The sequence below is a fragment of the Rickettsia endosymbiont of Pantilius tunicatus genome, assembly GCF_964291875.1.
Taxonomy (GTDB): domain Bacteria; phylum Pseudomonadota; class Alphaproteobacteria; order Rickettsiales; family Rickettsiaceae; genus Rickettsia.
This window is the reverse complement of sequence record NZ_OZ198175.1, coordinates 420962-435598: the sequence shown is the minus strand read 5'-3', so window position 1 is coordinate 435598 and position 14637 is coordinate 420962. Positions and strand designations below refer to the sequence as shown.

Here is a 14637-nt window from a genome sequence, read left to right as displayed (position 1 = left end):
ATTTCAGGCAGCAAGAAGTCTTTGAGTAGCTTCATCCCAAATGGATTTAGCGGATGCAAATGCAATTCTTTGGTAAGGTGCTGTTTTAGTATATCTTCCAACATTTACGGCAAATATATTTCTAACTTTTCCCATCAGTGATAATGTACATTGTGCTACATTAGGATGCTTAAATTTAATCAATATCTTCTCTTTTCGCCTAGTTGGTTGATGTGCATTCTCAACGCGATTATTTAATCTCTTATTAGTTCGATGTTTAGTCCTAGGACACATAAGCTTAATCAGTTTAATGTAACTCTTGAGCTTATCAGTAACAATTACTCTTGGAGCTGGGTAATTGCCCAATAATCTTAATAAAAAGCGAATAGCTGATTTCTTGTTGCGTCGCTTCTGTAGCAATACTTCTAATTCATGTCCCTCAGAGTCAACAGCCCTCCATAGTATGAATACTTCACCTTTAATCTTAATGTTCATTTTATCTAAATGCCATTTATCAGTTGGCTTCCGCTCTCTCCTTCTGATAACATCTTGAAAATAAACTGCAAATTTGTTGCACCAAAATCTTACTGTCTCATGACTCAAAATAATACCTCGATATGCCATCTGTTCTTGAACATCTCGGTAGCTACTATTAAAACGATGATATAACCATACTGCATGGCTAATGATGCTTGCTGGAAAACGATGTCTCTTCGGAGCTTGAGTAATACGCATAATGGTGAAATTTAGAGATAAATGGTTACTGCTATTCTATAAATTATTCCATGCATTTGCTCAATACTTAATTTACATCTCTCTTAACTTGACGGTGCCTTCTGGATTCCTGCTTTTAGCTAAGAATGACATTAAGGTATTTTGCGATCCACGCTACAATGCCTCCACGGGAATGACGTATAACCTTAAAAAATGAGCAGTAGACGAAGTTTAATTTGGAACAGAGCTAGGCGTTTTGAAGATTTTACTAGCTGCGTGCATACTAGTGTAGTAGCGGATTAAAAGCGAAAAACAACGACGTTAATTTTTCAAATTAAACGAGTATACTAAATAGAGCAAGCGTTGCTACTATAATCATCTTCCTCACGGATAAATTTTTGCTTTACCTTAGAGTTATTATTGTAAGGCTTACTATTTTTAACTGGTGCTACAGGTTCGTAATTTGAAACTGGAGGCACATAATTTTGATTTGCTGTTGCATTTGGGCAAGTATATTTCGATATATCACGCTTAGTTTCCCTTAGCATTGCCTTTATCTGGTCTAGCTCTTCTTGCATTTTTCTTTCTTTATCGGTATTATCCTTTCTAACCTTTTTATTAGCTTTACTTAAGGAAATATCATCCTCAGAATCTTCACCTGATTCAGCTTTATACCTTGCCATATCTCTTTTAATCATTTTAAGGTATATCTCACGATTTCTTTTGACGGGATCAATTTGCTCCCCTCTTAAAGGATTATCATAATCATCATCGTCATCCTCTGGGTCATCAAGATTATCTTCAACTATATTCTTTTTAGCTAAACTAATATATTTATTATTATATAAAGGTTTTCTTTTACCACCTTTAAAACCTTTACTATCAACTAACCTATTATTTGCGGATTTTTGGAAGTAACCTCTAACGCTATCAGTACAACCTGACAGCACAAAAACACCTAAAAATAATATTATAATTTTTTTCAACATATATTATTCCAAAACTTCAATTAGATTTATTTATATAACTTGACAAATTATCTTTAAAAACAAGCCATATGAAAAAGTCTATTATGATTAATGCCACATAATAATCAAACTTGCAAGAATAAAGAGCTTATATTGTTTAAATTAGCTCTTCTATTAGGTTACTTAGCAACTTATGCCCCTCTTTTTTTCTTTTTAATAGATTTTTCGAGGTATTTTCTAATATCCTCAGATTACTTATTAACTCAAATATTTTCTCAGCTAATTTTTCACTTGATATATCATCTTGCTTCATACACCAACCACATTTCTCATCCTCTAATAATTTTGCATTATGATATTGATGATTATCGGCAGCACTTGGTAACGGAATAAAAATTGCTGGTAGTCCTATATAAGTGAGCTCTTCTATAGTAGATGCTCCTGCTCTTGAAATCACTAAATCAGCATTTTTATACTGATTTGCCATATTGTCAAAAAATTCAGCCAATTCGTAAGTAATATTTAAATTTGAGTATATATTTTTTATTTTTACTTGATCGTCAAATGCTGCTTGTTGAGTTATATGCAGTTTAAGACTTGGTTGCTTTTGCACTAAAGCTTCTATGCTTTCAGGTATTAACTCCGAAAATAATTTAGCCCCTTGGCTGCCACCAAAGATAAACAGCCTGAACGGCTCTGATTTCTTTTTGACAATCTTTAATTCCCTAATATTCTTTCTAACTATCCCACCAGTAACTACTGTTCTATTTTTTGCAACTACAGGCAAGTTTTTGGTATTTTTATAAGAGATAGCTATTTTCTTAGCAAAATTTGCAAAAAATTTATTAACCTTTCCAAGATAAGAATTCTGCTCATGAATTACAATCGGCACTCTTAGAAAAATTGCTGCAAACATTGAAGCAACAACTGGATAACAACCAAATCCTACTACTACTGAGGGAGAAAGACTAAACAACAATTTTATAGCTTTAAAAATAGCAAGCGATAATAGCGGTAAGAATAACAAAATATTTTTTGGTCGTTTTAAATCTATGACATGAAAAATTAATCCCGCATCATGATTTATATACTTCTTACATCTTAAATCAGTAATAAAATGAACTTCATATTTTCTTTTTATTAACTCTTCCCCAAGAGCAACTGCCGGAAAAAAATGTCCACCTGTCCCACCTGCCACTAAAACTATCTTTTTCATATTTCTATTTTATTTATCTTGTACGAATCAAGCGGCGTTCGGTATCTAGTAAAGCCAAGAAGCATACCAGTAGCTATAGCGATCGCAAGCGTTGAAGAGCCACCATAGCTAATAAAAGGCAACGTCATACCCTTAGTAGGTAATAAATGCAAAGTCACGCCCATATTAATTATTGCTTGGAGCCCTAATTGGGCAATAATACCGCTAGCAGCAAATTGGACGAATTTATCTTGCTCATTTAATAGCTTAGCAAGGCTTCTAAGCACTATAAACGCAAATATACCTATAACAATAAGGCAAATAATAGCCCCAAACTCTTCTCCTGCAACGGCAAAAATAAAATCAGTATGCGAATCAGGTAGAACCTGCTTTACTGCCCCCTCACCCGGTCCTTTACCATATAAACCACCATGCTCAAAAGCTTTCAATGACTTGCTAACTTGATAATTCTCACTACTATCAGGATCTAAGAATGAGTTAATCCTTTGCGTAACGTGCGGTAACCAAAAATACGCAATAGTTACTCCTATCATTCCTAAAAAACCTGCTAGAACAATCCAAAATATCGGCATACCAGCAATAAAAAGCTGAATACCAAAAACTGCTGTAATCATCACAAGCATTCCAAAATCCGGTTGAATGATTAAGAGAATAGCAACAATAAAATAAAGTATAGAGCAAACTGTAAAGCTTGGGAAATCATCATTAAATTTTAACGATAATATCCAGCCTGTAACGACAGCAAAAAATGGCTTAATAAACTCTGACGGCTGAATAGATAAGCCAGCAATATTAATCCACCTAGTTGCACCTTTCACTTCATACCCAAAGAATTTAACAGCGATCAATAAAATTACACTAGCTATAAAACCCAATATGGCAAAACGCTTTAACCACTTCTTATTAAAACACGAGAATAACAATATAAGGACTGAGGCAGCTGTTAAATAAAACACTTGCCTTGATGCAAAATAATTTTCTTCGAGCCCTATTCTACTTGCTACTGCTGAACCTGAAGTAGTCACAAGCATTAAGCTAAAAGCAAATAAAATAACTAAAGAAATAACTATTTGACGATCTGTACTACGCCACCATAATTTTATAAAATTATTAGATATTTCGTTATTCATGCTATAGTTATTCAATTTTTTCCTATCTTTTCATTACATAATTTTACAAACAAATTGCCTCTCTCCTCAAAGTTCTTAAACTGATCGTAGGAGCTACAGCAAGGTGCTAATAAAATATTTTTTATGCTCTCATTATCATTTAATGCATCTTTATAAGCAAGTTCAAAAGCCTGTTTAAGGTCATCACATATAACAGAATCTATTACATCTTTAGCAGTATTTGCAAACATTTCTTTAGCTTGCCCATAAAAATAAGCTTTCTTGATTTTACTAAAATAAGGTTTTATTTCCTCAATACCACCCTCTTTAGCAATACCGCCTGCAAGCCAATAAATATTATCAAGAGCTTTGATTGATTGCACAGCAGCTATAGCATTCGTTGCTTTACTATCATTATAGAAATTTATACCATCTATACTACCTAGATATTGCATTCTATGTGGCAACCCTTGGAAATTACTTATGGATTCAAGTATTTGTGCAGTTTTGAGACCTATTATTCTAGCAACTGCATAGCTTGCTGCAATATTTTCGCTATTATGGACTCCTTGAAGACTTTTATTAAATAGTAATTTAAAGCTAATATGCTCAAAGAAATTATCAGTAATTGTATTATTAACTATTGATATACCTTTCTCAAGAATTTTAGTAACTGAAAAAGGGATTAATTTAATATGAGGTTTTTGTTGTAGATTTGTAAAAATTTCATGGCAATAATTATTATCAATATTAATTATTCCATAACTATTTTTTTCCATTCGGTCAAAAATTTTAGATTTTGCTGCAATATAACTCTCCATATTTTCATGTCTATCCTGATGATCGGGAGTAATATTAAGAAGTACTGCTATTTTAGTGACAAAAGTTTTCACTAAATCTAGTTGAAAGGAAGATAACTCAAGCACATATCCCCCCTTACTTGCTTTAGCTTGCAGAGCTGGAACACCTATATTGCCGGCAATCGGGTATTCTAAGCCGTTATTGTTTAAGATATGACTGATTAAAGCGGTGGTAGTACTTTTGCCGTTTGTACCTGTCACAGCAATAAGGTTTAAATTTTTGGACTTTTCGAAGAATAAATCTATATCGGAAGTAATCGGTATATTAAAATTTTTTGCGATTTTGACTATCTCATGTGTTAGAGGAATTCCAGGACTTAATGCAATTTTATCTAAATTTTGCCATTTTATATCAGATATAGGAATAATATAATTTTTACCGAATAATCCCTCAAACTTATCCCTATTTGCTTCTAGATCATCATATACAATTATATTGCATTTGCTTTGCAGCTCTTCATAAACCGAAATACCAGTTTTACCAAGCCCAAAAACACCTATATTTTGTTTTTTATGGATAGTCATGAGTTAATTACACGATGTCATTCCCAGCAACAACGGGAATGACATAAACCATTACTTCATCTCTTGTATCAATGCTTGCTCACCCTTGTTAAGGTTAACCTGATCATTAACATTATTATAAACTGCTTGATTGTTGGTTGGAACAGGTAAATAATAATGAGGTGGCACTTCTAAAGCCTTACTACGCTGAACTTGATATTCATTAGGACCAGCCGTTGATATCCCTACAGTTTCTTTTAATTTTTTATTACACGCAGAAGTAATTAATAAAACAGTAAATAATAAAAAAACTTTTCTCACTTTAATACCTTATAGATTATTTAGATTATATTTTATCGTTATCGCCTTGTGGAGCATTACGAATCTTTTCAGCCATAGCCTCAATTTGGGCTTTATCATAATTCTCTTTAGCTTTTTCTTCAATATTTTTTTTTAGCACTATAGTAATCTTCTACTAAGATAATTACTCCAAGTGTAATAAAACAGTCAGCTAGATTAAATACTGGAAAGCTATAATCTTGATAATGGAAATGTATAAAATCAAAAACTGCTCCTCGAAAAGATCTATCAATTAAATTACCGATAGCACCACCAATTACAAAGCTATAACCAGCAAAACCTCCTATGGTTTTGGAACTCATCATTAAATAATATAAATAACAAACAATAATCGTATTTGTTATTAAAAACACAATATTACTATATTGGTAATAATCACGCATTAAACCAAAGCTAATACCATAATTCCAAGTATAAACCATATTTAAAAAAGACGTGACCTTTAAGGTCAAGCCAGGCTTCCATCTTAGATTATTGATAAACCACCATTTAGTCAATTGATCAATAATCACTAATATTATTATAATACGGCTACTACGAGCAAATGTTAGATATAGTTTTTTAAATGATAGAATCATAATTATTTAGGGATTTTTATAAAGGAGTGTAAGGAAGCTTTCGTCATTGCGAGGAGATGAGGCAATCTCATGAAATAGTAAGAGCTCCTGAAATTGCTTTGTTGCTATGCTCCTCACAATGACATATTACATCATATCGAAACTTCAGCTACTTTATTAGCCTGCAAATCTTTATCAAGCTTAACATTCAAAGTTTTAACTTCTTTCTTAAACTGCTTGAATTTTTCTAAATTTTTTCCACTTAATTCTACGCCTGGTGTTGTTTTAACCGACATAGGATTAACATGTTTACCATCAATTTTAACTTCATAATGTAAGTGCGGACCTGTAGCTCTACCGGTGCTTCCAACATATGCTATAATATCACCTTGTTTTACTAAACTTCCTACTTTTAAACCTTTAGCAAAATTTGATGCGTGAGCATAGGCAGTAGATAACGTACCGCTATGTTTTATCTGGATAAATTTCCCATAACCTGATTTCCAACCTATTTCAGTAATAACACCATTACCCGCTGAGTATATAGGTGTTCCAGTCGGTGCTGCAAAATCAACCCCTTTATGCATTTTGGTATAACCAAGTATAGGGTGCTTTCTAATACCATATTGTGAAGAAACTTTTATAACTTTTAAAGGAGTTCTAAGCAAACTTCTTTTTACACTTTTACCATCCTCAGAAAAAAATGCATGATTATTTACATTATTATCATGTGAATAGCGATAAATATTATATTCTTTTCCTGAAAGATTTAACGAGACATATAAAATCTTACCGTGATGAGAAAATTTACCATCTTCTGTTATGTATTTTTCTGTTATAACAGTCGCAGTATCACCACTTTTTATTTGACGCTGAAAATCAATTTGATAAGCATAAGCATTAATCAGCTCTATTATATTATTGTTTGACAAACCAAGCTTCTTAAGAGCAGACATAAAGTTTGATTCAATATTTACTGATGACTTAGCCACTGTTTTTGTTAAAGGCACGATAATTTCTGCAATCTTAAAATTATCGTTTTCTCTTATTATTTCAATAGTCTTAAGTTTATCTATAGCTAAAATAATCTTATTAAGAAATACTGTTTCAGAAGTTAAATCCTCATCATCATTTTCAGTAATTTTTGTTTCATATTCAAAAGTAATTTGCTGCCCTATTTTAAGTGATGGCAATAATTTATTTTCTTTTACTAAGTTTAATATTTTTTCTATATCATTTCTTGGGATATTTTGACCGCTCAGAATAGAATTTATAGTATCGCCTTTTTTAACTGTTACTTCTTTAAATGAAATTGCTTCTTGAGCTTCTTCAGCCTCAGGACGTACTAATGTTATAGATAAGGTATCATTCACATAGTTATTAACCGCAAAGGAGACAAATATCACTAATGCTATAAATAGTAATAGGGATACAGAGGTGAGATTTTTTTTGAATCGTGCACTAAGATAAGGAACTGATAATACATCATCAAAATCGTAAGATAGCGTGTCGTTTTTCATTGATTACTTAGAAGTTATCTTGGTTTCGTTATTATTAATATATGAACTATATAAATACAAATTACAATAAAAAATTATAAAATAATTTAGTTTTAAATCGTTTTATTTAAAATACTTTCTGTTTTTATTTTATATTTTTTGTGTTATTAAAGTTAATTTTCTTTAATTTTTAATAACTAAACAACCCTCAGCTATAAGCTGAGGGGTTATAAAGTGGAATCGATTAGAAATCGATCATCATTCACAGGTTCACCTTCCTGTTCATCAATATAGTGCTGTATCATTTCATCAGTTATATTACCTGAACTGACTGCCATATAGCCCCTAGCCCACAAATGATTGCCCCAAAATTGTTTTCGTAAATGAGTAAATTCTTGCAATAAAATTCTTGAGCTAATGCTTTTTAAATACTGTACTAACTTGCTAAGAGATATTTGCGGCTTATATGAGATAAACATATGTACGTGATCACATGATATTTTCCCTGAAATTATATGTACTTCATGTTCCATACAAATCTGCCTCAGTAAATCTCTAGTCCTTTCCGATACTTTGCCTATCAATATTCTCTTCCTATATTTTGGTATCCATATAAGATACACTTTTAAATCATACTGACTATGACTATTCTTTCTATAACTTCTCATATTTCTTGATATAAATTCATTGCTAAAGCAATTTCATTATATCTTCCCTTCGCCTAAAGGCGAGGGATTTTTGATCCCCGAAGGGGGACATTAAAATTATGTTTAGATTATTTCTATTTTTATTAATTCTTACAAACTTCACTTCTTGTTCGTTTAATAATCAAGATGTTAAACCATCAAAAATAGAATATTATGAGAATATTCTTTCAAATAAAAAATGTTTACCAAATAGCAAAACTGTTTTAGTAGGAGGTTGTTTTGATGTGTTACATTATGGTCACCTAGAGTTTTTACGCAAGGCTAAACAACAAGGTAAATATTTAATCGTTGCTTTAGAACCTGATCAAACAATTATTAAATATAAAAAGCGGAAACCTATTCATAATCAACTGCAACGAGCAAAAATTTTAAGTTCCCTTACATTTGTTGATAAAGTACTTATGTTACCTGAGCTAAAAGGTTTTCAGGATTATACAACATTAGTACAAAATACTTGTCCTTCTATAATTGCCGTAACAAGAGATGATCCTCAGCTAACTAATAAACAAGCTCAAGCTAAATTAATAAATGCACAAGTTATAGAAGTTATAGACCTAATACAACATCCTGATTTAGGCATACTTTCCAGTTCAAATATTATTAAGAGTATATAATTTTTTCAAAAAATTTATCGATTTTTGCTTTAATAAAAATACATATACATTTATATTAGTATAGAAATAATTTGTATTATGTACTTTATGAAGAATGTTATTACTTTAATTGGCTTAGTTTTATTTAGTAGTTTTTGCTTTGCTTCCGAGCCTTTGCCTTGGCAAATGGGATTTCAGCCACCCGCAAGCCCGATCATGGAGGAGTTACATAAATTCCACGATTTCTTACTTTATATATCTACTGCTATAGTTTTATTTGTCGCAGGATTACTAGCTTTTGTGTGCGTTAGATTTAATGCAAGAAATAATCCAGTGCCGGCAAAATTCTCGCATAATGTTTTAATAGAGATTATATGGACTGTAATACCTATAATAATTTTAGTGATTATTGCCGTACCATCTTTTAGAATATTGCGTCATGCTGAAAAAATCCCTCAAGCAGACTTAACTATTAAAGTAGTAGGTTATCAATGGTACTGGCATTATATATATCCTGATCATAATGATATAGAATTTGATAGCGTCATGATCTCAGATGAAAACCTAAAACCTGATCAGAAAAGATTATTAGATGTTGATAATAGGATTGTAATACCTGAAAATGCTACAGTAAGATTTCTTGTAACCGCCGGTGACGTAATACATAGCTTTGCCGTTCCGTCTCTTGGCTTTAAAATAGATGCCGTACCCGGAAGAATTAACGAAACATGGACAAGAATTGCCAAAAAAGGCGTATATTACGGGCAATGTTCAGAGCTGTGCGGCATTAATCACGGCTTCATGCCAATTGCCATAGAGGTAGTCAGCAAAGAGGATTTCGATAATTGGGTTACGAGTAAGAAATAATGTTTTACATATATCATCCCGTGGCGGCATTGCCCGCGTGGATCGAAAAACGTCCTGGATGTCATTCTTAGCTAAAAGCAGGAATCTAGTATAAAGCGAGATAAATCAAGCTTTTAATTTTAAAAATTTGCTGTATTTATGCTTTTTTTCCTGGATTCCTGCTTCTGCAGGAATGACATCGAAATCACGCAAGCAAGCCTTAAGCGGGAATGACATCAAAGCCATGCAACAAAGCCAAAATGACAAATAATTACATTTAAAAAAGTGAGGATGCCGTAGGTAATGAATTATGGTAACTAACTTAAAAAATAAATATAAAATTTAACACAAACAGAATAACAATTATGGATATAACTACTGACGATTTAAATCATGATGACCATCACACTCCGCACAGGTGGAAAAGGTGGCTTTTTTCTACTAATCACAAAGATATCGGCATTATGTATATCATATTTGCCATATTTGCCGGAATTGTCGGGGGGTTGTTTTCGCTACTATTTAGGCTAGAACTTGCAATGCCAGGTGGTACTTTCCTAAATCACGATTTCCAGCTATATAACGTGCTGATTACTGCTCATGCGGTGATTATGGTGTTCTTTATGATCATGCCGGCTTTATTTGGGGGCTTTGGTAATTACTTTGTACCTTTACTAATAGGGGCTCCTGATATGGCATTTCCACGCCTCAACAATATCAGTTTTTGGCTGCTAGTTCCGGCTTTCATTCTACTTATGGGATCGGCTTTTGTTGACGGCGGACCTGGTACAGGTTGGACGCTCTACCCTCCTTTAAGTAGTATTAGTGGACACCCAGGGGCAGCTGTTGATATGGCTATTTTTAGCTTGCATTTAACGGGTCTTTCATCAATCCTCGGCTCAATCAACTTAATAGTTACCATCTTTAATATGAGAGCACCTGGGATGGGATTATTTAAAATGCCATTATTTGTTTGGTCTATTTTAGTTACTGCATTCTTGATAATTTTAGCTATGCCGGTGCTTGGCGGAGCTATTACTATGCTACTTACTGATCGTAATTTCGGCACTACTTTCTTTAAAACAGATGGCGGCGGTGACCCCGTATTATTTCAGCATTTATTTTGGTTTTTTGGTCACCCTGAAGTATATATCGTAATACTACCGGGCTTTGGTATTGTAAGCCAAGTTATTTCTACTTTCTCACGTAAACCAATATTCGGCTATCAAGGCATGGTTGGAGCTATGGTAATAATCGGCTTTGTCGGATTTATTGTATGGGCTCACCATATGTTTACAGTTGGGCTTTCTTACAATGCACTTATATATTTCACTGCTGGCACAATGATTATCGCGATTCCAACAGGTATCAAAATATTTAGCTGGATAGCAACTATGTGGGGTGGCTCAATTACTTTCCCAACGCCTATGCTATTTTCTATAGGATTTATTATATTATTCACAATTGGCGGTGTAACGGGTATAATCTTATCAAACTCGGCACTTGATAGAGTGTTGCACGATACATATTATGTTGTGGCACATTTCCATTATACGATGTCGCTCGGTGCTTTATTTACGGCATTTGCTGGCTTTTATTATTGGTTCGGTAAAATATCAGGCAAACAATATCCAGAAATCTTAGGTAAAATCCATTTTTGGATTACCTTTGTCGGTGTTAATTTAACTTTCTTCCCACAGCACTTCTTAGGGCTTGCCGGTATGCCAAGAAGAATACCAGACTACCCTGAAGCTTTTGCAGGTTGGAATATGGTTTCATCAATAGGGGCAGGAATCTCTATGGCAGCCGCTCTTTATTTCGTATTTATCGTTTTCTATACGTTGAAATACGGCAAAGACTGCCCAAATAATCCTTGGGGTGATGGAGCTGATACGCTTGAGTGGACACTTACCTCCCCTCCTCCATTTCATACATTTGAGAACCCTCCACATATTGAGGAATAATTTATGATTCTTAGAAGATTATTTGCTTTCTTAATTGACAAAATTATAGTTGGAATGTTGCTATCATTGACTATAGCATTTGCAAGAGACACTATAATAGAAATTGCTTTATTTTTTATCATTTCAGGAGTTTACTTTTCTTACTTAGAATCTTCAAAAATACAAGCGTCTATTGGGAAAAAATTACTAGATTTAAAAGTAGTTCATCAAGATGGAACTACTCTTAAAGGTAGTGAAGCATTTATTAGATTTATCGCTTTTTATGTGATTAATTTAACTGGTATACTTTTTGTAATAAGCATTATCATTATGATTATGAGAGAAGATAATAAGATGCTTCATGATTTAGTGTTTGATACACAAGTAGTAAAGTCATAATGACTAAACAAGAGTTACGTTTGTATTTCAAAGAGTTTTTAACAAAAAATATAGATAAAATAAATTCTGATTTAATAAAAACTTCTTTACTAAATCAAGTTAGTAATTTATTAAAACAGTTAAAAGTAAAGCATGTGGGAATATATTACCCACTAAAATATGAAATTAACTTGCTTGAAATAATAAATATTAATCATGAAATAAAATTTTTTCTGCCTAAAATTATAAATAATGAAATAAAATATTGTACTTATAACTATAACGATGAATTAGTTTTAAGCAGCTTTAAAACTTTAGAGCCGATAAATAATGATTTTTATAAACCAGAATTGATAATTGTTCCAGGTCTGGCATTTAGTAAAGATGGCTACAGACTTGGTTATGGTAAAGGACATTTTGATCGATATATAAATAATAATAAAGATATATTAACCGTTGGTGTTTGTTTAAAAGAACAAGTTATAAATAACTTTCCTATTGAATCACATGATCAGAAACTTAATTTTATTATTTCTATATGAAGAATATGAATAGAAAACCTATAATAGGAATTACTCCTGATTTAGCTCAAAATTGTGAGAAATATAGCTATGCTGCTTTTCCCTGGTATGCATTACGTAAGAATTATACCGATGCAATAATCGAAGCCGGCGGCGTACCTATGTTACTGCCATATCAAAGCGAAACAATAGATCATCTTATGGATTTTATTGACGGCGTTATATTGCCTGGTGGTGATGAGGATATACACCCTAAATTTTATGAGCCTGAATATGCTGAAGATGTAGTAATTTCTAATGAAGAGCGTGATAATTTTGAAATATTAATTTTAAAGAAATCGTTAGAAAAAAACATACCTGTTTTAGGAATATGCCGAGGGATGCAACTAATAAATGTTGTTTTAGGCGGCACTCTTATTAAACATATTCCGGATTATATTGAAGCAACAAAACAGCCTATAATCATAAACCATACACAGCCTCATCCTAAAGATATAGCCTCACATGCAATTAGTATAAAGCCAAATACTAAGCTTGCTAGAATGACGAATAATAAGCTGGACACAATGGTTAATTCAACTCACCATCAAGCCATCAAACAAATTGGTAATAATCTTATTATATCAGCAAAAGCAGAAGACGGGATTATAGAAGCAATAGAATCAACAAGCCATAAATTTCTTATCGGCGTACAGTGGCATCCGGAATATGTCAATGATAATGGCATAGACTTGACTTTATTTAAGGAACTAATCAAAGCTAGCACTATACAATAATTAGAATGAATATTTTAAAGTATTATGCTCTTGAGGTACTGACTGAATTTCATTTATAATTGTTTTAGGCACATCTAAATCATTAACATCCCCATATAAATTATTAATTACAGTAATCTCACTTAATATTTTTAAAGATGCAACAGTACCGGAAAGTAATGCAGAGCCTATAGCATTATCATGAATTTTAGTAATATCATATTATGGCGTCCTTCCTTTCTTATTAGCTATTGCAGCGGATTTGTAGTCATTTCTGAGTAACAACATTAATTCATTATTTTTATTCAAATCAGCCGCATAATGATAGATAGTATTACCATTTACATCTTGATATCCTACGTTAAACGCTCACCTTTGAAGTAGCAGTTCTAGAATACTATATGAACTATCTATAACAGCTATTTGTAAAAAGGATTGATTGACTTGTATCAATCACCCCTCTCGAATTAATAAATTCTTCAAGAGCATTAATATTTTTATCAATAATTAATGTAGTAAAATATTCATTTTCTGATTCTGATAATCGTTGTGTATTAGGCATAAATATATTTTATTATGTTATTTGTTATGGATTATAAAATTTTTTTACTTACAATAATACTAGTCCATCCATCATCCGTTAGGTTGAATCTAAACTTCTACCGCTATTAACTGAATATTACTACCTATTAGATGATAGTCTTCTTTTACAAAACTTGTTGAGTTAGGCGTATATGTGTCAAATAATAATGGCTCATGTTGATCATGACTACCAAAAAATGATGTTATATATTCGGCAATAGGTTCACAAGCACTTGATAAATGAATTGCTGCCTCCTGTAATTTATTTACAGCATTTAGACCATCATCTATCGCTTTACTAAATAATTGCTGTTCTTTAGTGATTGCATTACTGGCGTTGATGATTGTTTCTACTACCTCATATATAATGAAACCATTTTTTACTATACTCTCTAACTTTGTATCAGTAAGATTCAATTGTTTTGTTTTCGATAAAGCTACAGTTGCAAGTACTCCATATTTATTAATCACTTTAGGTATATCTAAGAAATGATTTACTGATTGTCATTGTCAATTAGAAAGGGACCAGTAAATTACGTCAAAAAG

At 32.3% G+C, this 14637-nt stretch carries 15 protein-coding genes and 1 pseudogene; 6 read left to right on the top strand and 10 right to left on the bottom strand.

Features of this window, described 5'->3' with window-relative positions; genetic code table 11:
* Positions 1–3 precede the first annotated feature (3 nt).
* The 9 genes and pseudogenes from ACICQC_RS02600 to tnpA all read right to left on the bottom strand — a co-directional run bounded on the left by ACICQC_RS02600 (position 4) and on the right by tnpA (position 8434).
* Complete coding sequence (locus ACICQC_RS02600) at positions 4–714, bottom strand: IS6 family transposase (RefSeq protein ID WP_395477288.1); 711 nt, start codon at positions 712–714, stop codon at positions 4–6.
* Between the two features lie 326 nt (positions 715–1040).
* Positions 1041–1682: a hypothetical protein gene (locus ACICQC_RS02595; protein WP_395477287.1), complete on the bottom strand. Its 642-nt coding sequence runs from the start codon at positions 1680–1682 to the stop codon at positions 1041–1043.
* A gap of 136 nt (positions 1683–1818) precedes the next feature.
* Positions 1819–2877, bottom strand: coding sequence for an undecaprenyldiphospho-muramoylpentapeptide beta-N-acetylglucosaminyltransferase (murG, locus tag ACICQC_RS02590; protein ID WP_395477286.1), 1059 nt, complete (start codon positions 2875–2877; stop codon positions 1819–1821).
* Complete coding sequence (ftsW, locus tag ACICQC_RS02585; RefSeq protein ID WP_395477623.1) at positions 2874–4007, bottom strand: putative lipid II flippase FtsW; 1134 nt, start codon at positions 4005–4007, stop codon at positions 2874–2876. Before ftsW ends, murG begins: the two co-directional genes overlap by 4 nt.
* Before the next feature lie 11 nt (positions 4008–4018).
* Positions 4019–5371, bottom strand: coding sequence for a UDP-N-acetylmuramoyl-L-alanine--D-glutamate ligase (gene murD, locus ACICQC_RS02580; RefSeq protein WP_395477285.1), 1353 nt, complete (start codon positions 5369–5371; stop codon positions 4019–4021).
* 51 nt (positions 5372–5422) lie between these two features.
* Complete coding sequence (locus tag ACICQC_RS02575) at positions 5423–5671, bottom strand: DUF3035 domain-containing protein (RefSeq protein WP_395477284.1); 249 nt, start codon at positions 5669–5671, stop codon at positions 5423–5425.
* Positions 5672–5696: 25 nt separating this feature from the next.
* Positions 5697–6288 (bottom strand): annotated as a pseudogene (gene lspA, locus ACICQC_RS02570) (signal peptidase II).
* 131 nt (positions 6289–6419) lie between these two features.
* The gene (locus ACICQC_RS02565; protein WP_395477283.1) at positions 6420–7787 is read right to left on the bottom strand and encodes a peptidoglycan DD-metalloendopeptidase family protein; all 1368 of its coding nucleotides are present in this window, start codon (positions 7785–7787) and stop codon (positions 6420–6422) included.
* 206 nt (positions 7788–7993) lie between these two features.
* Complete coding sequence (gene tnpA, locus ACICQC_RS02560; RefSeq protein WP_395477282.1) at positions 7994–8434, bottom strand: IS200/IS605 family transposase; 441 nt, start codon at positions 8432–8434, stop codon at positions 7994–7996.
* 98 nt (positions 8435–8532) lie between these two features.
* Here tnpA and ACICQC_RS02555 point away from each other — a divergent pair, with 98 nt between their 5' ends.
* From ACICQC_RS02555 to ACICQC_RS02530, 6 genes are all read left to right on the top strand, one after another.
* On the top strand, positions 8533–9087 hold the full coding sequence (locus ACICQC_RS02555; RefSeq protein WP_395477281.1) for an adenylyltransferase/cytidyltransferase family protein: 555 nt from the start codon (positions 8533–8535) through the stop codon (positions 9085–9087).
* 78 nt (positions 9088–9165) lie between these two features.
* The gene (gene coxB, locus ACICQC_RS02550; protein ID WP_395477280.1) at positions 9166–9933 is read left to right on the top strand and encodes a cytochrome c oxidase subunit II; all 768 of its coding nucleotides are present in this window, start codon (positions 9166–9168) and stop codon (positions 9931–9933) included.
* 344 nt (positions 9934–10277) lie between these two features.
* A complete protein-coding gene (gene ctaD, locus ACICQC_RS02545; RefSeq protein WP_395477279.1) occupies positions 10278–11876 on the top strand; it encodes a cytochrome c oxidase subunit I in 1599 nt (532 codons plus the stop codon).
* 3 nt (positions 11877–11879) lie between these two features.
* Complete coding sequence (locus ACICQC_RS02540) at positions 11880–12254, top strand: RDD family protein (protein WP_395477278.1); 375 nt, start codon at positions 11880–11882, stop codon at positions 12252–12254.
* Positions 12254–12775, top strand: coding sequence for a 5-formyltetrahydrofolate cyclo-ligase (locus ACICQC_RS02535; RefSeq protein WP_395477277.1), 522 nt, complete (start codon positions 12254–12256; stop codon positions 12773–12775). Before ACICQC_RS02540 ends, ACICQC_RS02535 begins: the two co-directional genes overlap by 1 nt.
* A 5-nt stretch (positions 12776–12780) precedes the next feature.
* A complete protein-coding gene (locus ACICQC_RS02530) occupies positions 12781–13530 on the top strand; it encodes a gamma-glutamyl-gamma-aminobutyrate hydrolase family protein (protein ID WP_395477276.1) in 750 nt (249 codons plus the stop codon).
* 630 nt (positions 13531–14160) lie between these two features.
* On the opposite strand, the gene ACICQC_RS02525 is transcribed toward ACICQC_RS02530, so the two are convergent.
* Positions 14161–14562 (bottom strand): DUF5424 family protein, encoded by a 402-nt coding sequence (locus ACICQC_RS02525; RefSeq protein WP_395477275.1) that lies wholly within the window; start codon positions 14560–14562, stop codon positions 14161–14163.
* Between the last annotated feature and the right edge of the window lie 75 nt (positions 14563–14637).

What these genes read in the sequence shown, in the direction of transcription:
- ACICQC_RS02600 (WP_395477288.1), bottom strand. Translation starts at nt 714, where the DNA reads ATGCGTATTACTCAAGCTCCGAAGAGACATCGTTTTCCAGCAAGCATC.
- ACICQC_RS02595 (WP_395477287.1), bottom strand. Translation starts at nt 1,682, where the DNA reads ATGTTGAAAAAAATTATAATATTATTTTTAGGTGTTTTTGTGCTGTCA.
- murG (WP_395477286.1), bottom strand. Translation starts at nt 2,877, where the DNA reads ATGAAAAAGATAGTTTTAGTGGCAGGTGGGACAGGTGGACATTTTTTT.
- ftsW (WP_395477623.1), bottom strand. Translation starts at nt 4,007, where the DNA reads ATGAATAACGAAATATCTAATAATTTTATAAAATTATGGTGGCGTAGT.
- murD (WP_395477285.1), bottom strand. Translation starts at nt 5,371, where the DNA reads ATGACTATCCATAAAAAACAAAATATAGGTGTTTTTGGGCTTGGTAAA.
- ACICQC_RS02565 (WP_395477283.1), bottom strand. Translation starts at nt 7,787, where the DNA reads ATGAAAAACGACACGCTATCTTACGATTTTGATGATGTATTATCAGTT.
- tnpA (WP_395477282.1), bottom strand. Translation starts at nt 8,434, where the DNA reads ATGAGAAGTTATAGAAAGAATAGTCATAGTCAGTATGATTTAAAAGTG.
- ACICQC_RS02555 (WP_395477281.1), top strand. Translation starts at nt 8,533, where the DNA reads ATGTTTAGATTATTTCTATTTTTATTAATTCTTACAAACTTCACTTCT.
- coxB (WP_395477280.1), top strand. Translation starts at nt 9,166, where the DNA reads ATGTACTTTATGAAGAATGTTATTACTTTAATTGGCTTAGTTTTATTT.
- ctaD (WP_395477279.1), top strand. Translation starts at nt 10,278, where the DNA reads ATGGATATAACTACTGACGATTTAAATCATGATGACCATCACACTCCG.
- ACICQC_RS02540 (WP_395477278.1), top strand. Translation starts at nt 11,880, where the DNA reads ATGATTCTTAGAAGATTATTTGCTTTCTTAATTGACAAAATTATAGTT.
- ACICQC_RS02535 (WP_395477277.1), top strand. Translation starts at nt 12,254, where the DNA reads ATGACTAAACAAGAGTTACGTTTGTATTTCAAAGAGTTTTTAACAAAA.
- ACICQC_RS02530 (WP_395477276.1), top strand. Translation starts at nt 12,781, where the DNA reads ATGAATAGAAAACCTATAATAGGAATTACTCCTGATTTAGCTCAAAAT.